At 63.9% G+C, this 19041-nt stretch carries 15 protein-coding genes; 7 read left to right on the top strand and 8 right to left on the bottom strand.

Translation table 11 applies throughout. The annotated features are described in order from the left end of the window. Positions 1–28: 28 nt before the first annotated feature. Positions 29–1408 carry a DNA recombination protein RmuC gene (locus tag BGLCM_RS03065; RefSeq protein ID WP_006295881.1) on the bottom strand — a complete coding sequence of 460 codons (1380 nt, stop codon included), beginning with the start codon at positions 1406–1408 and terminating at the stop codon, positions 29–31. A gap of 134 nt (positions 1409–1542) precedes the next feature. On the opposite strand from BGLCM_RS03065, the gene BGLCM_RS08695 reads away from it, so the two are divergent. Next, positions 1543–2604, top strand: coding sequence for a P-type ATPase actuator domain-containing protein (locus BGLCM_RS08695; RefSeq protein ID WP_006295882.1), 1062 nt, complete (start codon positions 1543–1545; stop codon positions 2602–2604). Between the two features lie 240 nt (positions 2605–2844). Here the strand turns inward: BGLCM_RS08695 and clpB are convergent, their stop codons facing one another. The 7 genes from clpB to BGLCM_RS03025 all read right to left on the bottom strand — a co-directional run bounded on the left by clpB (position 2845) and on the right by BGLCM_RS03025 (position 11194). After that, on the bottom strand, positions 2845–5568 hold the full coding sequence (gene clpB, locus BGLCM_RS03055; RefSeq protein WP_006295884.1) for an ATP-dependent chaperone ClpB: 2724 nt from the start codon (positions 5566–5568) through the stop codon (positions 2845–2847). Positions 5569–5911: 343 nt separating this feature from the next. After that, positions 5912–6733, bottom strand: a complete 822-nt coding sequence (locus tag BGLCM_RS03050) for a fumarylacetoacetate hydrolase family protein (RefSeq protein WP_006295885.1) — start codon at positions 6731–6733, stop codon at positions 5912–5914. A gap of 87 nt (positions 6734–6820) precedes the next feature. Continuing rightward, entirely contained in the window at positions 6821–7636 is an 816-nt protein-coding gene (locus tag BGLCM_RS03045; protein WP_148401482.1) for a FadR/GntR family transcriptional regulator, read from the bottom strand. A 116-nt stretch (positions 7637–7752) separates the two neighbouring features. Further along, a complete protein-coding gene (locus tag BGLCM_RS03040) occupies positions 7753–8589 on the bottom strand; it encodes an alpha/beta hydrolase (protein WP_044084730.1) in 837 nt (278 codons plus the stop codon). A 15-nt stretch (positions 8590–8604) separates the two neighbouring features. Continuing rightward, positions 8605–9282, bottom strand: a complete 678-nt coding sequence (locus tag BGLCM_RS03035; protein ID WP_006295889.1) for an N-acetylmannosamine-6-phosphate 2-epimerase — start codon at positions 9280–9282, stop codon at positions 8605–8607. A 20-nt stretch (positions 9283–9302) separates the two neighbouring features. Next, entirely contained in the window at positions 9303–10274 is a 972-nt protein-coding gene (locus tag BGLCM_RS03030) for an ROK family protein (protein WP_044084725.1), read from the bottom strand. After that, complete coding sequence (locus BGLCM_RS03025; RefSeq protein WP_006295946.1) at positions 10274–11194, bottom strand: DUF4862 family protein; 921 nt, start codon at positions 11192–11194, stop codon at positions 10274–10276. Before BGLCM_RS03025 ends, BGLCM_RS03030 begins: the two co-directional genes overlap by 1 nt. Before the next feature lie 292 nt (positions 11195–11486). On the opposite strand from BGLCM_RS03025, the gene BGLCM_RS03020 reads away from it, so the two are divergent. From BGLCM_RS03020 to nagB, 6 genes are all read left to right on the top strand, one after another. Then, complete coding sequence (locus BGLCM_RS03020) at positions 11487–13043, top strand: ABC transporter substrate-binding protein (protein WP_044084723.1); 1557 nt, start codon at positions 11487–11489, stop codon at positions 13041–13043. Between the two features lie 83 nt (positions 13044–13126). Continuing rightward, positions 13127–14083: an ABC transporter permease gene (locus tag BGLCM_RS03015; protein ID WP_006295943.1), complete on the top strand. Its 957-nt coding sequence runs from the start codon at positions 13127–13129 to the stop codon at positions 14081–14083. A 4-nt stretch (positions 14084–14087) separates the two neighbouring features. Next, entirely contained in the window at positions 14088–16190 is a 2103-nt protein-coding gene (locus tag BGLCM_RS03010; RefSeq protein ID WP_044084722.1) for a dipeptide/oligopeptide/nickel ABC transporter permease/ATP-binding protein, read from the top strand. 25 nt (positions 16191–16215) lie between these two features. After that, on the top strand, positions 16216–17049 hold the full coding sequence (locus BGLCM_RS03005) for an ABC transporter ATP-binding protein (RefSeq protein WP_006295941.1): 834 nt from the start codon (positions 16216–16218) through the stop codon (positions 17047–17049). Between the two features lie 96 nt (positions 17050–17145). Continuing rightward, positions 17146–18102 (top strand): dihydrodipicolinate synthase family protein, encoded by a 957-nt coding sequence (locus BGLCM_RS03000; RefSeq protein WP_006295940.1) that lies wholly within the window; start codon positions 17146–17148, stop codon positions 18100–18102. Positions 18103–18197: 95 nt separating this feature from the next. Beyond that, complete coding sequence (nagB, locus tag BGLCM_RS02995) at positions 18198–18986, top strand: glucosamine-6-phosphate deaminase (RefSeq protein WP_006295939.1); 789 nt, start codon at positions 18198–18200, stop codon at positions 18984–18986. The last annotated feature ends 55 nt before the right edge of the window (positions 18987–19041 follow it).

Genomic DNA, 19041 nt, shown 5'->3' with positions numbered 1-19041 from the left:
GGCGCCCGTCATCAATCGCTGTCATCAATCAGTCACGCGCTTGAGGATCCTCCGAGGTGACCTCAGGTGCCGTGAGCTCGTTGATATGCGATTTGTCGGGGTCGATCATGTCCACCGTGCCAATGACTTTGGACTGGTCGATGCGCTGCAACCGGCGAGCGCTGACGAGCACACGCGATTCAAGCGACGACGCGAACTTGTTATAAGCCGTGACCGTACGCGTGATCGCATTGCCCAATGCTGTGGCGTGATCGCCGAGTACGGCGAAGCGTTCATAGAGTTCGCGCGACAGGTCGAACAGCATTTTGGCGTCATCAGTCAACGTCTGCTGTTGCCAGGCGAACGCCACAGATTTGAGCACGGCCCACAACGTCACGGGAGACGTGAGTGCGACTTTGCGCGCGAACGCATCGTCGAGCAGTGTTGGATCGGCTTGCAATGCCGCTTGCAGCAATGATTCGTTCGGGATGAATGCGATTACAAAATCGGGTGACGATGGCAACGCGTTCCAATATTCCTTGGCGGACAATGCGCGCACATGCTCACGCAGTGCCTTCGCATGGGCTTGCAGCAGACTGTCACGCCGTTGCAGTTCGGCTTCACTCGCCGAATCGGGAATCTGGCAGGCACGCTGGTAATCGGAATATGGCACTTTGGCATCGATTGGAATCGTCTTGCCTCCGGGCAAATGGATGACCATATCGGGACGCAACGTTTGGCCATCGGCGTCTTGCACCACGACCTGCGTGTCAAAATCAACGTGTTCGGTAAGACCGGCCGACTCGACAATGTTGCGCAGCTGCGCTTCACCCCACGCACCACGTGTCTTGTTGTTACGCAATGCGGCGGCAAGCGTGCTCGTTTCATGGTCGAGTCGCGTCTGCTGTTCGCTCAGGCCTTTGAGCTGCTGGCCCAGCGCACCCATCTCTTGGCGGCGTCCTTCTTCCATTTTGGCCACAGTGGTTTGCAAGGCATCGAGGTTCTTCTGCACGGGTGCGAGCGCTTCGAGCACTTTGCTTTGCTGCTCAAGTTGCATGCGCTGCTCGTCTTGGCGTTGTTGCGCTTGCTGCGCCGCACGCGCACGCTCCTGTTCCATGCGCGCCTGGTCTTCCTGCTGGCGCAGTGCGAGCTGGTTCTTCACATACGCCAATTGTTCGCGTAGCCCCTCGGCTTGCGCGCGGTATTCGGCGCACTGGGCTGTGACTTGGGCTGTCTGCATGCGCTCCTGTGCCACTTCACGGCGTAACGCTTCCACATCTTGCGCCGTAATGTCTGCTCCCGGCTCCCCCAACGGAACCTGAGGCGTCGCTGGACGCGCGGTGGCGCGACCAATCAGGTAGCCGACCACGAGCGCCAACGCCGCCACGACGAAGAACACGACCATACCCACACCAGCATTTTCGAACATGTGTTCTATTCAATACGATGTAAATGATTATTGCAACCGCGTGCCAACGCGCGTTGAACCGTGTAGCGTGGGCAGCAAGAACGTGTCTATCACCGCCTACGCCAATGCCGCAAACGCCGATGGGAGAATGATTCATGACGCTGAACCTGTTTGCCTCAGCAGTGCTGATGCTGCTTGCCGTTATCACGTCGATCGGCACTGTGCGTTCCATGGCGTCCCACACTGCCGGCGCCCTTACGGACCAGCATATGGGCACTTCGAGTTCACCTACCGACACACTGATTCGTCGCACAATTGTCGCCGCCGCGTTGACCTTGGTCACGCTCGCCGTCTCGGGATTACATCTGTTCATAACCCATCTGCCAGGTTGGCTGGCCGACGAATGGTTGCGCGCATTGCTGATCACACCCGTGATGTTTTACAGCGCCTACGCGATTCATATCAATGGATGGCAAGCGCTGATCCAGCGCCGCCCGAATCTGCAATCGCTCGTATCGCTGTGCACGATTGCTGCCTACGCTTATAGCCTGATTGTCTGCTGCGTAGGCGACCAACTGCCCGAACCATTGCAATCCACGTATTTTGAATTCGTCGGCGTCACAATCACACTCGTGTTGAGCGCCGTGCTGATGGAGCGCGCATGGCTACCTGCCAAGGGCACGCCCCAACTACAGCGCACAGTAAACCGTATTTCGCGCGTGCTCGTGCCGATTGTGCTGCTCATTGCAATGTGGACGTTCGTGGTCTGGGAAGTGTTCGGCCCACAGCCCGCGTTGGTGCGCGCGCTCGTCACAGCCATCAGCGTGCTCGCCGTATCATGCCCGTGCGCGCTCGCATGGGCGTGCCCGCTGCCCGTCAGCATTGCGCTGGGCATGATGCAACGTCATGGCATGCAGCCTGAGCTTCCCAGCCACCCTGATTCCAGCCAGCCCACTTCCAGCCAGCCCGCTTCTGCCCAGCCCACTTGTGACCTCGAACGCCTGACCCATCGCGTGCGCATCACTGTGCGCGTCAACATCGCGCTCGTGCTCATGTTCAACATTGTGGCGATTCCGATAGCCGCCGGCGTGTTGTATCCGTGGCTTGGCTGGATGTTCAACCCTATGCTGGCCAGCATCGCGATGATCGCCCCGTGCGTGGCCGTTGCGCTGTGCTCGCTGACCGTGCGGCTGTTCCGCTTCACGCCGCAGCAATAGAACGGCAGCAGGTATGCGGGTGTAGTCACCTATGTGCGCGCAACTGCAGCAATAAAAAAGAAATACCAAACAGCAATACCAAACAACACAGAACCAGCAAGCAAGCGCAACAACACAAAAAGCCGGCTCCACGTTCCTGAAAACCAGAACGTGGAGCCGGCTTTGCTATTCAGCTCAACAGCTGTCCAGTCCAACAGCCGCTCAACTCAACGGCCACACGACCACTCAACCGCGCTACGGTCAGATGGCCGGACGGTCCGAATCGCGAAAGTCGTCGTCGTGAGGGCTCGTCGGGTCGTTGTGCGGCCCGTTGTTGATCTCGATCGACGTGTCCTCGGGGTTCGTGTCGCCCGCGAGCGGGTCGGAATCATGCACGCTGAGCTCAAGCTGGTCGCCACCCGTGTGATCGACGAGCACGGTGCTGCCGTCCTTGATCTTGCCAGCCAGCAACATGCGCGCCAGCTGGTCGCCAACCTGCGTCTGCACAAGGCGACGCAGCGGACGCGCGCCGTACGCCGGATCGTAACCAGTCTCGGCCAGCCAATCGCGTGCGGCTTCCGTCACGTCGAGCGTGATGCGACGGTCCGTCAGACGCGAAGCCACCTGCTGCACCTGCAGATCAACGATGCGGCCCAGTTCCTTCTGTGTCAACGGCTGGAAGATGACTTGCTCATCGAGACGGTTCAGGAACTCAGGACGGAACTGCGAGTGCACGGCGGCCATGACGGCCTTGCGCTTGTCTTCCTCGTTCATGTTCGGATCGACAAGGAACTGCGAACCCAGGTTCGACGTCATGATCAGAATCGTGTTCTTGAAGTCGACAGTACGGCCCTGACCGTCCGTCAAACGGCCATCATCGAGCACCTGCAGCAGGATGTCGAAGACTTCCGGATTGGCCTTCTCCACCTCGTCGAACAGCACGACCGAATACGGACGGCGACGCACAGCTTCAGTGAGCTGACCACCCTCCTCATAGCCGACGTAGCCCGGGGCGGCGCCAATCAGACGCGACACGGAAGCCTTCTCCATGTACTCGGACATGTCAAGACGCACCATCGCACGCTCGTCGTCGAACAGGAACTCGGCCAGCGCCTTGGCCAGCTCAGTCTTGCCCACGCCCGTAGGTCCAAGGAACAGGAATGAGCCGGTCGGACGGTTCGGATCGGAAATGCCAGCGCGAGAACGGCGCACAGCGTCCGAAACGGCGCGCACGGCTTCCTGCTGACCAATCACACGGTCACCAAGGAACTCCTCCATGCGCAGCAGCTTCTCGTTCTCGCCTTCCATCAGACGGCCGACCGGAATGCCCGTCCATTCAGCCACAACGCCCGCGATCGAGTCGGCATCCACCTGGTCGGGCACCATCGGCTCGGTCTCGTGCGCATAGACGGCTTCCTGCTCGGCCGTATGCTCAGCGTCAGCCAGTTCCTTCTGGATGGCCGGAATCTCGCCGTAGAGAATGCGGCTGGCCTTGGCCAAATCGCCTTCACGCGTGGCCTTGTCGGCCTCAACGCGCTTCTCGTCGAGCTTGGCGCGCAGGTCGCCGACCTTGTTGTGGCCGGCCTTTTCAGCGTCCCAGCGGGCCTTGAGGCCGGAGAGACGCTCGCGAGTGTCTGCCAAGTCGTTCTGCAGCTTGCCCAAGCGGTCCTTGGACGCGGCGTCCTCGGCCTTCTTGAGCTGCATTTCTTCCATCTCAAGGCGCGTGACCTTGCGCTGCAGCTCGTCGATTTCCTCGGGCTGCGAGTCAAGTTCCATACGCAAGTGGGCAGCGGCCTCGTCCACAAGGTCGATGGCCTTGTCAGGCAGCTGACGGCCGTTGATGTAACGGTTCGACAGCGTTGCCGCGGCCACGAGCGCGTCGTCACCGATCGTGACCTTGTGATGGGCTTCATAACGTTGCTTCAAGCCGCGCAGGATCGCGATCGTGTCTTCCACGCTCGGCTCGCCCACGAACACCTGCTGGAAACGGCGTTCGAGAGCCGGGTCCTTTTCAATGTTCTCGCGGTATTCGTCGAGCGTCGTGGCGCCAATCAGACGAAGCTCACCACGCGCAAGCATCGGCTTGAGCATGTTGCCGGCGTCCATCGAGCCCTCGGCCGCGCCAGCGCCCACAATCGTGTGCAACTCGTCAATGAACGTGATGATCTGGCCGTCGGACTGCTTGATTTCGTCGAGTACGCTCTTCAACCGTTCCTCGAACTCGCCGCGGTACTTCGATCCGGCCACCATCGAGCCCAGATCCAGCGAAATCAGCGTCTTGTTTTGCAGCGTGCTCGGCACATCGCCGGCCACAATGCGCTGCGCGAGACCTTCAACAACGGCCGTCTTACCGACGCCCGGCTCACCAATCAGCACAGGGTTGTTCTTCGTGCGACGGCTCAGGATCTGAATCACGCGGCGGATTTCCTGGTCACGGCCGATCACGGGGTCGAGCTTGCCTTCACGCGCGCGCTCGGTCAGGTTCGTCGAGAACTTCTCGAGCGACTTGTACGAGCCTTCCGCATCGGGGCTCGTCACCTTGGCGCCACCACGCACTTCAGGAATCGCCTTCTTGACAGCCGCTTCAGTCACGCCGTTCGACGTCAAAATATCGGCCGCAGTGTTCGGCGCGGCTTGCAGGATGCCGAGCAGCAGCATTTCGGTCGACACGTATTCGTCGCCGAACTCTTTCATGTCTTTGTCGGCATTGCTGATCGTCATCGACAGCTGGCGCGAAGCCTGCGGTTGCGCCGTGCTCGATCCGCTCGCAGCCGGCAGCGCGACGAGCGCGTTACGTACTTGCGCACCGATTTTCTGCGGATCGGCCCCAACAGCCTGGATCAGGCCGCGCACCACGCCGTTTTCCTGACGCAGCAGCGCGTCAAGCAAGTGCAGCGGGTCAACTTGCGGGTTTCCTGCAGCGGCTGCACTCTGTAGAGCGTCACCCAAGGCTTCTTGGGCCATTCGTGTGAGATTTTGTTCCATGTATTCCTCCCATGTCACCAACTGCCTGACCTTGCGGCAGTTCGGTTCGTTGTTCTACAACAACCAACACGTTCAGCCCCCGCTTTATTCCAAACTTGAGTCACTTACGCTCAACTTTGTTTCGTCAGTACAGCGCGCATACCTACTACGTACACAGCCATTGTGCTCCGCAACAAACAAAAGGCTGCCCACTTTTAGCGGACAGCCTTTTGCATGAAATTCATAGCAAACTCATAGCAAGTTCAGGGATTGCCAACGCCCCCGTCAGCGGTGCTCGGCTTGGGAGTTTTTCATGAGTATTTCCGCACTTGCTCCATTGACAGTTTCACCGTCGCCAACGCTCTCAGGCGCGTACGACGATGTTGCGCAGGTCGCCAATGCCATCAACATGCACGACGCACTCGTCACCCGATTCCAACTTGCCCGAAGCATCCGGAGTACCCGTCAAAATCACATCGCCAGGCAGCAACGTCGTGAAGCTCGAGATAAATGCGATTTGCTCAGGAATCGAATGAATCAGATTGGCCGTCGTACCACTGGCCTTCTCTACTGGTTCACCATTGAGCGTGAACGAGATACGCGCATCCTGCCAATTGAACTCGTCACGCGTCACAATCCACGGACCCAGCGGGCACGACGTGTCAAAACCCTTGGCACGCGTCCACATCGGATCGCCTTGCTGCAAATCACGCAACGTCACATCATTCGTGCACGTAAAGCCCAGCACATAATCCATCGCATCGGCCACCGACACGTTCTTCGCGATGCGACCCATGACCACAGCGACTTCGGGCTCAAAGTTCATGTCGTTCGAGAACGTCGGATAGACAATAGGATCATCAGGGCCAATCACGCTCGTCGACGGCTTCATGAAAATCATCATCTCTTCGGGCGCATGCTTGATCGGTGACTGGCCATGCTCATACATGTAATTGGCATGGGCCTCATAGTTCTTCGCCAAGCCATAGACCTTCGACGGAATGATTGGAGACAGCAAGCGGATGCCATCGCCATCCAACGGGAAGCGCTCGCCGGTCGGGTTCATGGCGCCTCCCGCAAGCGGGAATCCATCGAGCGCAATCAAATAATCCTTGCCATCAGCCGGATCTTCCTGGACGAAAGCGTACTGAGGCATGTCGTTATGCAAAAACCGTGCAATTCTCATAGCTCTAGTCTACGCATGCGCCATTACGGAGCGCTTCTCGCCGGATTCCATGCTTTGCGCACGTTCTTTGAGCCGCGCAGACAGTCCCTACTCCACGGCCTCATGCCCCCTCATATACGTCTCCACGATCCCCTCGATCGGACGATAGTGGTCGATGACGGCTTGTCGGTAGGCCTCCAAATCGCCGGAGACGGCGGTCTCGACCATCACACGGTGGGACTCGGCGCTCTGCACGATGTCCTCGCTCACGGACAGGCCGATCTGCGGCAGGATGGCCATATGCACCAGCCACAGGCTGTCGGCCAGCTGGGAGAGGACCACGTTGCCGGAAGCCCGGTGCACGATGGCATGAAACTCGATGTCCGCCTCGAGGAAGGTCTTGTTCATGGCGGCGTTCACGGCCATCTGCTCAGCCAGCTCCAGCAGGCGCGGCTGCTCGGTGCCGCGCATGGCGTCCACGACCTGTTCGGAGACGCCCAGGTCGAGGATGCGACGCACCTGAATCACGTCGCGCAACTCGCCTATCTCGGCCATGCCCCCGGTCATGGCGCGGAAGCTCAGGGTCTCCACCAAGGGTTCGAGGGAGAGGTCTCCCACGAACATGCCCTTGCCGTGCACCACGGACACGATGTGCAGTGCCTCGAGCTTGCGTACGGCCTCGCGTACCGAGGAGCGCGAGACGCCCAGCTCGTCGCACAGCGTGGCCTCATTGGGCAGGGGGTCGCCGGGGCGCAGCCCCTTGCGGATGATGTAGGACTTGATGGCGTCCATGGCCGCCTCGCAGCGGCTGGGAGTCTGCAGGGCCGTGGGGCGCACCGCCGCACCGGACGATGCGGACGGCGGCACCACGGCGGCAAAGGACGCGATGCGCGTGCGGATGTCGTCGAAGGTACCGGCTTGCATGATTGCTCCTCGTTGAGTGCCCTCCATACATGGCGTATGGAGGGATGCGGAATGGTCTGCAGGTGTCGGCGGCGGTCACCGCCGGGCATCCCCTTGGTCCTATGTTATCAGATATCTTATCTGTGAGCGGAACGGGTGCCCGACAACCGACCCATCCAGTCACGGAACAGGTCGGGCCACACCTGCACGCACTCCTCCACGCCTGTGCCGTCGGCATACATGGATTCACGCGTCCCGAGGGACACACCGTGGCGCCCAGTGGGAAACAGGTGCGCCTCCACGCTCACGCCAACACGCCGCAACGCGTCTACCAGCAGCAGCGAGTTGGCCACCGGCACGGTCGCGTCGGTCATGGTGTGGAAGAGGAAGGTGGGCGGGAAGGCAGCGGTCACCCGCAGCTCGATCGACACGGCGTCGCGCACCGCCTGCTCGCCGGCGCGGTCGCCGAGCAGTCGCTCGAAGCTAGGCCGGTGCGCATACTCGCCAGCACTGATCACCGGGTAGCCGAGCATGAGGCCGTCGGGGCGGATGCACTCGGCGTCGAAGCCGAAGCTGGCGAGCAGCGCGCCGTTCCACTCCGCGCCGAGGTCGGCGGCCAGATGGCCACCGGCGGAGAAGCCGGCCACCATGACGGCATGCGGGTCGACGTGCCAGTCGTCGGCGTGCGCGCGCACCATCGCCACTGCAGCCGCCAGTTCGTGTAGGGCCGTCGGGAAGCGCGAGGGCGCAGTCGAGTAGTGCAGCACACAGGCCTGGAAACCGTAGCCGAGCATACGCACGGCAATCGGCTCCATCTCGCGCGGTGAACACTCCAGGTAGCCGCCGCCGGGCACGACGACGATGCAGGGGCGCCGGCGGTCGGCGTCGATCTCGGGGAAGTTGTCGAGCAGATAGCACTCGAGCTCGGCTTCGGTGCCGTCGAGCGACGTGAGCGGTTCGTGCAGGATGCGCATGGCGGACTCTCCCACTCAGCGCGCGGGGAGCGCGTCGCGGAACCAACTGGTAATCGAGGTGGGGTGCGTGATGGCGGTGCCGACCACGGCGGCCCATGCGCCGGCTTCCATCACCTCGGCCAGCTGGGCAGGCGTGTGGATGCGCCCCTCGCAGATGACGGGCACGCCGGGGAAGGCGTCGACCATCTGCCCCAGCAGCTCGAGGTCAGGGCCGTCGGTCTTCTCGCGTTCGCCGGTGTAGCCGGCGAGGGTGGTGGAGATGATGTCGGTGCCCGCCTCGACGGCCTGTTCGGCGTCGGCGAAGCTGCCGCAGTCGGCCATGACGAGCGTGCCGTCGTCGTGCAGCGCGCGCACGGTCTCTGCGTAGGTCAGTCCGTCGGCGCGCGGACGACGGGTGGCGTCGATGGCGACGATGTCCGCGCCAGCGTTCGCACAGCAACGCGCGTGGCGCAGGGTAGGCGTGATGTAGATACCTTCGTCGCCCTCCTTCCAGATGCCGATGACAGGCACCTTGACCTGGCCCTTGATGGCGGCAATGTCCGCCAGCCCCTGACAGCGGATGCCGACGGCACCCCCGAGCTCAGCGGCCATGGCCATCTGCGCCATGGTCTCGGGATGGCGCATGGGCTCGCCGGGGTAGGCCTGGCAACTGACGACGAGACCGTCCTTGAGACCTTCGATGAGGGGATGCATGGGGACTCCTTACTTATTATTCATATGGATGCGATGGAGGGATGCTGGGGGCATGCGTGCTCCCCGATGACCTGTGCGGCCGCGACCGCCGCCCCGATGAGGGGTGCGGCGCCCCCGAGCTCGCCGGGCAGCAGCGGGATGGCACGGGTGAGGGCCATGGCGGAGTCGGCAAAACCGGCGCGCAGGGCGTCCCACCACAAGGCGCCCGACTCAGCGACGGACCCGGAGACGACGACGACGTCGGGGTCGAGCAGGTTGACGGCGCCGCCGAGTGCCTCGCCGAGCGCGCGGGCGGAGCGGGCGATGACCTCGGCGGCGAAGGCGTCGCCACCGGCCGCCAGCTCGGAGACGTCCTTGCCACCGGCGACGGCCGGCGTAGCGTCGTCCTTCATGAGGTTGTAGAGGGCGGCCAGGCCGGTGCCGCTGGCGACGGGTTCGATGTGTCCGCAGTCGGTGCCGCAGGAGCAGCGCACGCCGCGGCCGAGACCGTGGGCGATGTGGCCGATGTGGCCGGCGACGGCGTGCGCGCCGGTGACGGGATGGCCGTCCTCGATGAGGGCGCCCCCGATACCAGTGCCGACACCGATGGAGAGGATGCATGCATGGCCGCGGCCAGCTCCGTGGTGCGCTTCGCCTAGGCCGTGGGCGACGACGTCGTTGACCATGCCGACGCCCAGCCCGGTGGCCTCGGCGAGCGCGTCGGCGACGCGCTGGCCGGTCCAGCGGGGGATGAGGTCGGTGGCGGCGATGATGGTGCCGTCGGCGACGACGCCGGCGGAGCCGATGCCCACGCCGGCGAGTCCGTCGCGTTCGCGCACGCGGTCGGCGGCAAGGGCGGCGAGGCGGCGCAGGATGTCATCGCCGCCGCGGGCGGCTTCGGTGGGGATGGTGCGCAGGTCCTCGACGACGGGCGTGCCACCGACGTCGTCGAGGGTAACGAAGCCGGTGGCAATCTTGGTGCCGCCGAGGTCGATGGTGAGGTAGGTGGGCATCACACGGCCTCCTTAAGCAGGCCCGCGTCGTGGATGTGGGCGAGGTGGGCGACACGTGTGTCGAGGTCGGCGTCGGGCGGCACGCAGACCTTGGCGCCGAGGTAGGCGAGGGTGGGCACGTCGGCGGCGGCCGTACAGTCGGCGATGCGCGCGGCGTCCATCCAGGAGACGGGTTCGTCGGAGGCCATGGGCAGATGGCCGTCGATCCAGGGGTACCCGTAGCGACTGGCGGCGGGGCCGGCGCCGGAGAACATGAGGCCAGTCAGGACACCGGCATCGGCGGCAGCACGCACGTGGGTCTCGGGCAGGGCGGCGTCGCGGCCTTCGACGCAACTGCGCCCCCAGTTGACGGTGATGCCGATGCCGGCGTCCTGGGCGATGGCGATTTCCTCCTCGATCGGCAGGAAGCCCTTTTCGGGCGTCTGGCCGTCGATGTGGCGGTCGCAGTGTTCAATGACGAGGCGTGTGCCGAGCCAGTCCCAGCCGAGCAGTCCCGCGAGGGAGCGGCGCATAGCGTCGACGTCGGCGAGCGCGGTGGGGGCGGTATGGATCTCGAGGTAGGCGATGTCGTTGGCACCGCGGGCGTCGGCGAGCGCGGCGATGGCGTCGCGCGCATCCTTGGCGAAGCGCACGGCGGCGAGTCGTCCTTCTTCCTGGGGGCTGGCCAGTCCGAAGCCGGGCGTGCGGCCGACGTGCTGCATGGTGCCCGGGATGAGGGTCATGGTGTTGTGGTGCCAATGGGCGGGCAACCGGCGGGCGAGCCAGGCACGGGCGCCGGGGGCGGCAAGGTCGCCGGGGAAGGGCAGTTCGGCGCCGTCGATCCAGGGCTGCGTACCGAGGAGCGCGTAGTACTCCCCTTGGGCGCCGCGGTCGTCGGGAAGCGAGGCGTATGCCCCGACGACGTAGTGAGGGGTGGTCATGGTTCCTCCTTGAACGTGAATGACTGCCTCTACTGTATCAATTCATCAGACAACAGACAACAGAACTCATGCACCTATGCCCATTTTTCACTGTGAGAGAAAATATGCACGCCTGCATTACGGCACCTGAACCGTTTAACATCAATCATTCAGCACATTCCCATGAAGCATCCCGACGAAACGCTGAGCCCGATTTGCAATCAGACATCTGATGTCTTACGATTATCTCAGCTTCGAAACAACGACGTTTCTCCAAGCATTGCCCCATCCCTCCAATGAAGCAAGGAAAGCAATGAAGCGTACACAGATACTGCTCAAGGCAGCGGCCGTCACGCTGATCAGCGTCTTCGGCGCCCTGGCCTTCGGCGCGTGCGGCAGCCAGCAGGCGACCAGCGGCACCTCGGTGACGGATACCATCACCGCCGAAGCCGCCTACGCCAGCCGCGATTTCAACCCCAACTCCACTTCCAGCGCCCTCGCCATGTCCGCCAACTGGTACGTGGTGGAGCCGCTCTACGCCTTCAACTACTCCGACTACTCCATGTACAACGCACTCGCCAAAGACGAGCCAGAGCAGGTCTCCGACACCGAGTACGTGGTCACCCTGCGTGACAACGCTAAGTATTCGGACGGCACCGACGTCACCCCCGAGGACGTCGTCGCCTCCTGGAAGCGCTCCACCACCAAAGGTGGCCTGTACGTGCCGATGCTCGACTTCATCCAATCGGTCGAACCCAAGGGCGACCACCAGGTCACCTTCAGGCTCAAGTACGCCTTCCCCGCCTTCAAGGAGCGCCTCGCCCTGATCAAGGTGGCCCCGGCGACCATGGACAAGGACCAGCTGACTGCGATGCCCATCGGATCCGGCCCCTGGAAGTACGTGGAGATCACCGACCAGAAGGTCACCTTCGTGAGGAACGACCTGTACAACGGCGAGTACCCCGCCCAATGCAAGAACATGGTGTGGAACGTGGCCGTGGATGACACCGCCCGCGTCACCGCCATGCAGACCGGCAAGGTCGACGTCATGGAGCTCGTGCCCACCCTCGCCTTCGACGTGCTCTCCAAACGCGCCGACCTCAAGACCGTCCAGGCCTTCAACGCCCCCTACATCATGTTCAACACTAAGAAAGCCCCCTTCGACAACCCGAAGGTGCGCCAGGCGGTGTTCTACGCAATCGACGCCCAGCAGCTCATCGACAACCAGATGGCCGGCCAGGCGACCCCCACCACCAGCTACCTCATCGAGGAATACCCCGCCTACCACCAGGCCTCCACGGTCTATACCCACGACGTGGAGAAGGCCAAGGAGCTGCTCAAGGAAGCCGGCGTCACCGGCAAGGTCAAGTTCACCCTCTACTCCACCGACCAGTCCTGGATCACCCAGCTGGCCCCGCAGATCAAGAACAACCTCGCCGAGATCGGCATGGAAGCCGACCTGCAGTCCATGGCATCCTCCGCCCTCTACCCCAACATCACCGACAAGGACGACGCGGACTTCTCCATGGCCCTCGTAGCCGGTGACCCCTCCGTCTTCGGCGACGATGCCGACCTGCTCATGAACTGGTTCTACGGCGACAACACCTGGACCCGCCAGCGCACCTTCTGGTACGGCACCGACGGCTACAAGAAGCTCCACGGACTCATGGACAAAGCCTTGGCCGCCAAGAGCGACGCGGAACGCCAAGAGTACTGGAACCAGTGCTACGACGTAATCGCCGAGGAAGTGCCCATCTACCCGCTCTTCCACCGCAAGACCACCACCGCCTTCAAGAAAGGGGTCTTCTCCGAGAGCGAGGCCATCGGCACCACCGGCCTCGACCTCCTGCAAGCCAAGCTGAACCACTGACCGGGCCCCGGCATCCGCCGGCACCCCGAACGGGCTGCAACGATGCAGTCCGCCCAATCCACCATCCACAACAGGAGCATCCAGTGAGTAACCTATTGCGAATCCTGGGCAAGCGCCTCATCGCCCTGCCGTTCATGGCCTTCGGCGTCACGCTGCTCGTCTTCTTCCTCATGTCGTTCTCCAAGTACGACCCGGCCGTCGCCGCACTCGGCGAAAGCGCCACCCCCGAGGCACTCGCCGCCTACCGCCACGAGATGGGCTTCGACCTGCCCTGGTGGAAGCAGTTCTGGAACTACATCGGAGGCATGCTGCAGGGCAACCTCGGCGTCTACGGCGTCAACAAGGACTCCGTTGCCGCCCGCATCGCCACCTCCTTCCCGCTGACCCTCCAGCTGACCTTCATCGGCCTGGCCATCGCCCTCGTCATCGCAGTCGTCTTCGGCGTCCTCGCCGCCCTCTACCGCGACACCTGGGTCGACCAGACGATCCGCGTCATCTCCATCATCGAAATCGCCACCCCCGCCTTCTGGCTAGGCGTCCTGCTCATCTACTTCCTGCAGATCCGCATGGACTGGCTCCCCGGCGCCGGCGACCTCGTCCCCTTCAGCCAGGACCCACTCGAGTACATGCGCCGCATGGCCATGCCCTGCTTCGCGCTGGCCATGCCCGTGGCCGGCTCCATGACCCGCATCATCCGCACCTCCATGGTCGAGGAACTCGACAAGGACTACGTGCGCACCGCCCTGGGTGCCGGCATCCCCAAGTCGATCGTCATCGCCCGCAACGTGCTGCGCAACGCCCTGATTACTCCGGTCACCGTACTCGGCATGAAGATCGGCTACCTCATGGGCGGCGCGATCGTCATCGAGGTCATCTTCGCACTGCCCGGCATGGGCACCGCAATGTTCGACGGCATCAACAACAACCAGCCGATGCTGGTACAGGGCGTGGTGCTGGTGGTCGCACTCGCGTTCATCATCATCAACATCGTCGTCGACCTGCTCTATGTCCTTATCAACCCGCGAATCAGGAATGTGTGACGCCATGCTTTTCTCCAAGACACTGTCAGTCAAGAACATCGACAAGGCCGGCGGCAAGCTCACCTTCAAGCGTTGGAAGGCGATGTCGCTGGGCACCAGGATTTCCGTCGTCTTCATCTCGCTGCTCGTCATCTGCGCCGTCTTCGCGCCGCTGATCGCGCCGCACGACCCGCAGGAAATCACCCTCACCTACCGCTCCCCCTCGATGGGCCACCTCTTCGGCACCGACAACCTCGGCCGCGACGTGCTCTCGCGCGTCCTGTACGGCGCACGGTACTCGCTGGTCATCGGTCTGTCCTCCATCGCCTTCGCCCTCGTCGTCGGCGCCCTCATCGGCGCAGTCGCCGCGGTCAGCCGCACCTGGATCTCCGAGGTGATCATGCGCTGCATCGACATCGTCATGTCGATCCCGGGCATCGCCTTGGCGGCCGTGTTCGTCTCCATCCTCGGCCAGTCGATGATCGGCATCGTCATCTCCATCGGCATCCTCTACGTACCGCAGATCGCCCGCATCGTCCGCGCGAACATCATCAGCGAGTATGGCAAGGACTACGTGAGGGCCGGCATCGTCTCCGGCGCCCGCGCCCCCTGGCTGCTCCTCAAGCACGTCACCCGCAACATCGCCGCCCCCGTCATGGTCTTTACCACGCTCTCCGTGGCCGACGCCATCGTCTTCGAGGCCTCGCTGTCCTTCATCAACGCCGGCATCCCCGAGCCGACCCCGACCTGGGGCAACATCCTCTCCAGCGCCAAGGCCGGCGTGATCTACGGCTTCTGGTGGCAGGCACTGTTCCCGGGCCTGGCGATCATGCTCACCGTGCTGTGCCTCAACATCCTCTCCGAGGGCCTCACCGACGCCATGGTGGCCGCGCCTTCCGCCCCGATCAAGCGCACCGAGGAGGAGAAGGAGCACCTGCGTGAGGAGGACCGTCTCCTGATCGACCCGGTCGCCGCCTACGCCGCCCAGGCCGAGACCCTGGAGGCCTCCCTCATGGCCCTCAGGGACGCGGAATTCCGCCGCACCGACCGCCTCGAGCCGAGCAGCAAGGCCGCACCCGTCATCGAGGTCAAGGATCTGTGCATCAAGTTCCCACGCCACGGCGACGTGGATGTGGTCGACCACCTCAACTTCTCCGTGCGCCCCGGCGAGACCATGGGCCTCGTAGGTGAGTCCGGATGCGGCAAGTCCATCACCTCCCTGGCCATCATGGGCCTGTTGGACCCGAAGGCCGAGATCAGCGGCGAGATCCTCTTCGAGGGCGAGAACCTGGTCGGCATGAGCCAGAAGCGCTACAACTCCATCCGCGGCCACGAGATCGCCATGATCTACCAGGACGCGCTCTCCTCGCTCAATCCGTCCATGCTCATCAAGGCGCAGATGAAGCAGCTCACCTCCCGCGGAGGCACCCGCACCGCGGAGGAACTGCTCGAACTGGTGGGTCTCGACCCCCAGCGTGTGCTGGAATCCTACCCGCACGAGCTCTCCGGCGGCCAGCGCCAGCGCGTGCTCATCGCCATGGCCCTCACCCGCGACCCCAAGCTCGTCATTGCCGACGAGCCCACCACCGCACTCGACGTGACCGTGCAGAAGCAGGTCATCGACCTGCTCAACGAACTGCGCGAAAAGCTCGGCTTCGCGATGATCTTCGTCAGCCACGACCTAGCGCTCGTCGCCAAGGTGGCGCACTCGATCACCGTCATGTACGCCGGCCAGGTGGTCGAACAGGGCGCCGCACGCGAGATCCTCACCGACCCCCGCCACGAGTACACCCGCGGCCTGCTCGGATCCGTCACCTCCATCGAGGCCGGCTCCGGACGGCTGCACCAGGTGCCCGGCTCGGTGCCCAGCCCCGCGGACTTCCCCAAGGGCGACCGCTTCGCACCGCGCTCCTCGCACCCGACGCGCGGCCTGGACGTCAAGCCCGTCATGAAGCGCGTACCCGGCACCTGGCACTTCTACGCGGTGCACCCGGACGACCTGGACAAGTCCGACACCCCTGCCGACAACCCCGACGTGGACCGAGCCATCGAGCGGGCCCTCAGCACCAAGGTCACCGTCCAGCCGCCCGACACTGACCCCGAACCGAAGATTCCCGTGCTGCAATGACGCGGCGAGAACCAGGAGATTCCAGATGAACACGCAAGGCACCACCCCGATCATCGAACTCAAGGACATCGAAGTCGAGTTCAAGACCCGTGCCGGGTCCATCCTGCGACCCAAGAAGATCAAGGCCGTCAACGGCGTGAGCCTCAGGCTCATGCCCGGCAGGACAATCGGCATCGTCGGCGAATCCGGCTGCGGCAAGTCCACCACGGCGAATGTCATGTGCGGCCTGCAGCAGGTCACCTCCGGCCAGGTCATGTTCAAGGGCAAGGACGTCACGCACCGCAACGCCAAGGACCGCATGCGCATCGGCCGCGTGGTCTCCGTGGTCTTCCAGGACCCGGCCACCGCGCTCAACGCCCGCATGAGTGTCCAGGACCAGCTCATGGACCCGCTCATCGTGCACCAGACCGGCAGCCCCGAGGAACGCGCCCGCCGTGCCTACGAGCTCATCGACATGGTTGGCCTGCCCAAGTCGGCACTCAACGCGCTGCCCGGGCAGCTCTCGGGCGGCCAGCGACAGCGCGTGGCCATCGCCCGCGCACTGTCGCTCAAGCCGGACGCCATCATCGCCGACGAACCGACGTCCGCGCTCGACGTGTCAGTACGTGCGCAGATCCTCAACCTGCTCTCCGACCTCAAGAAGGAGCTCGGCCTGTCGATGGTCTTCATCAGCCACGACATCCAGACGGTCCGCTACGTCTCCGACGAGATCATCGTCATGAACCACGGGCAGATCGTGGAGCACGGCGACGCCAGGCAGGTCCTCACCCATCCGCAGGATCCGTACACGCAGCTGCTGCTGGGCGCCGCGCCCTCGCTGCTGCACCCCACCGCCGCGGAATGCGCGCCGGCGGTCTGAACACCCATCCACTGTCCGCCATCGCGGGGCCGCAGCCACGCGGCCCCGCCCAACCCCTCCAACCGACTTCCCGACAGCAAAAGGACACTGATTCCCATGACCAAGCAATTCCGTGGCGTCATCCCGCCGGTCGTCACCCCCCTGACCGCCGACCGTCAACTCGACCGAACCAGCTTCGCGCGGTCCATCAACCGCATGATCGAAGCCGGCGTCGACGGCCTGTTCATCCTCGGCTCCTCCGGCGAGGTCGTCTTCAGCACCGATGAACGCCGCCGCGAGATCATCGAAACCGCCATTGAGACTGTCGACGGCCGCGTACCCGTCCTCGTCGGCTGCATCGACACCGAAACGCGCCGCGTGATCGAACACGCCAAGGTCGCCAAAGAGCTCGGCGCCGACGCCATCGTCGCCACCGCCCCCTTCTACGCGCTGGGCGGCATGCCCGAGGTCGAACGCCACTTCCGCCTCATCCACGATGCCGTCGACCTGCCGCTGTTCGCCTACGACATCCCCGTATGCGTGCACACCAAGCTGCCGGGCGACATGCTCATCCGCCTCGGCCTCGACGGCGTGCTCGCCGGGGTCAAGGACTCCTCCGGCGATGACGTCTCCTTCCGCTTCCTCGTGGACGACAACAGGAAGGCCGGTCATCCGCTCACCCTGCTCACCGGTCAGGAAGTCGTGGTCGACGGCGCCTACATGGCCGGCGCCGACGGCTCCGTCCCCGGCCTGGGCAACGTGGAATGTACCGGCTACGTGCGCATGTGGAAGGCCGCCGAAGCCGGCGACTGGGAGACCGTGCGCAAGGAGCAGGACAGGCTCGCCGCGCTCATGCGCATCGTGACCGTCACCAGCGGCGTCGCCGGCTTCGGCGCCGGCGTCGGCGCCTTCAAGACCGCCCTGGCGCTCCTGGGCGTCTTCGACACCAACCAGATGCCCGATCCCGTCCTGCCCCTGCAGGGCGCCAACGTGGAAGCAGTGGCTGAGGTGCTGCGCGCCTGCGGCCTCGAGCCAGCCCGCACCCCCGAGGAGGTGACCCTGGCCACGCAGTGAGTTTCCTCCCCCCTAGAAATTGTTCATTTTTCTGAACAATTTCTACACCGCCACCACCTACCGCACCTTTCCCACTCCCCCAAGGAACTACCACCATGACCGAACTCATCATCGTAGACAACGAAGCCAAGGCCGGCGAGATCTACGCACGCTGCGTGGCCGACCTCATCGCACGCAAGCCGGACGCCGTCCTCGGCCTGGCCACCGGCTCCAGCCCGCTCGCGGCCTACCAGGCACTCGCGGCCATCGTCAAGGCCGAGCACATCGATGTCAGCCGCGTGCGCGGCTTCGCCCTCGACGAGTACGCAGGACTCGACCCCGCGCACCCCGAGTCCTACCGCAGCACCATCACGCGCACCGTCGTCGAGCCGCTGGGGCTCACGCCGGAACTGGTGCACGTACCCAACGGCAACCTCGACACCATCATGGACGCCGGACGTGAGTACGACGCCGCCATCGAGGCGGCCGGCGGCGTGGACGTGCAGATCCTGGGCATCGGCACCGACGGCCACATCGGGTTCAACGAGCCCGGCTCCTCGCTGGCCAGCGGCACGCGCATCAAGACGCTCACCCGACAGACCCGCGAGGACAACGCGCGCTTCTTCGACGGCGACATCAACCAGGTGCCCACCCACTGCATCACGCAGGGCATCGGCACCATCATGAAGGCACGCCACCTCATCCTGCTCGCCTTCGGCGAGCACAAGGCGGAGGCCATCGCGCAAACCGTCGAGGGCGGCATCAGCGCGCTGTGGCCGGCGTCCGCGCTCCAGCTGCACCCACACGCCACCGTCATCGTCGACGCCGCGGCTGCCTCCAGGCTGCGCGACGCCGACTACTACCGCTGGGCCTACGACAACAAGCCCGCCTGGCAGAGCATCTGACAGGTGTGTGCGCCGCTGCGGCGTCCGGCCCACACACCCGACCGACATCCCGTAC

It is taken from the genome of Bifidobacterium gallicum DSM 20093 = LMG 11596 (genome assembly GCF_000741205.1).
Classification (GTDB): Bacteria; Actinomycetota; Actinomycetes; order Actinomycetales; family Bifidobacteriaceae; genus Bifidobacterium; species Bifidobacterium gallicum.
Note: the sequence above shows the minus strand (reverse complement) of the source record. Positions and strands in the feature narration are given on the sequence as shown.

What these genes read in the sequence shown, in the direction of transcription:
- BGLCM_RS03005 (WP_006295941.1), top strand. Translation starts at nt 16,216, where the DNA reads ATGAACACGCAAGGCACCACCCCGATCATCGAACTCAAGGACATCGAA.
- BGLCM_RS08695 (WP_006295882.1), top strand. Translation starts at nt 1,543, where the DNA reads ATGACGCTGAACCTGTTTGCCTCAGCAGTGCTGATGCTGCTTGCCGTT.
- BGLCM_RS03045 (WP_148401482.1), bottom strand. Translation starts at nt 7,636, where the DNA reads ATGCAAGCCGGTACCTTCGACGACATCCGCACGCGCATCGCGTCCTTT.
- BGLCM_RS03035 (WP_006295889.1), bottom strand. Translation starts at nt 9,282, where the DNA reads ATGCATCCCCTCATCGAAGGTCTCAAGGACGGTCTCGTCGTCAGTTGC.
- BGLCM_RS03050 (WP_006295885.1), bottom strand. Translation starts at nt 6,733, where the DNA reads ATGAGAATTGCACGGTTTTTGCATAACGACATGCCTCAGTACGCTTTC.
- BGLCM_RS03000 (WP_006295940.1), top strand. Translation starts at nt 17,146, where the DNA reads ATGACCAAGCAATTCCGTGGCGTCATCCCGCCGGTCGTCACCCCCCTG.
- BGLCM_RS03065 (WP_006295881.1), bottom strand. Translation starts at nt 1,408, where the DNA reads ATGTTCGAAAATGCTGGTGTGGGTATGGTCGTGTTCTTCGTCGTGGCG.
- BGLCM_RS03010 (WP_044084722.1), top strand. Translation starts at nt 14,088, where the DNA reads ATGCTTTTCTCCAAGACACTGTCAGTCAAGAACATCGACAAGGCCGGC.
- BGLCM_RS03020 (WP_044084723.1), top strand. Translation starts at nt 11,487, where the DNA reads ATGAAGCGTACACAGATACTGCTCAAGGCAGCGGCCGTCACGCTGATC.
- BGLCM_RS03030 (WP_044084725.1), bottom strand. Translation starts at nt 10,274, where the DNA reads ATGCCCACCTACCTCACCATCGACCTCGGCGGCACCAAGATTGCCACC.
- BGLCM_RS03025 (WP_006295946.1), bottom strand. Translation starts at nt 11,194, where the DNA reads ATGACCACCCCTCACTACGTCGTCGGGGCATACGCCTCGCTTCCCGAC.
- BGLCM_RS03040 (WP_044084730.1), bottom strand. Translation starts at nt 8,589, where the DNA reads ATGCGCATCCTGCACGAACCGCTCACGTCGCTCGACGGCACCGAAGCC.
- clpB (WP_006295884.1), bottom strand. Translation starts at nt 5,568, where the DNA reads ATGGAACAAAATCTCACACGAATGGCCCAAGAAGCCTTGGGTGACGCT.
- nagB (WP_006295939.1), top strand. Translation starts at nt 18,198, where the DNA reads ATGACCGAACTCATCATCGTAGACAACGAAGCCAAGGCCGGCGAGATC.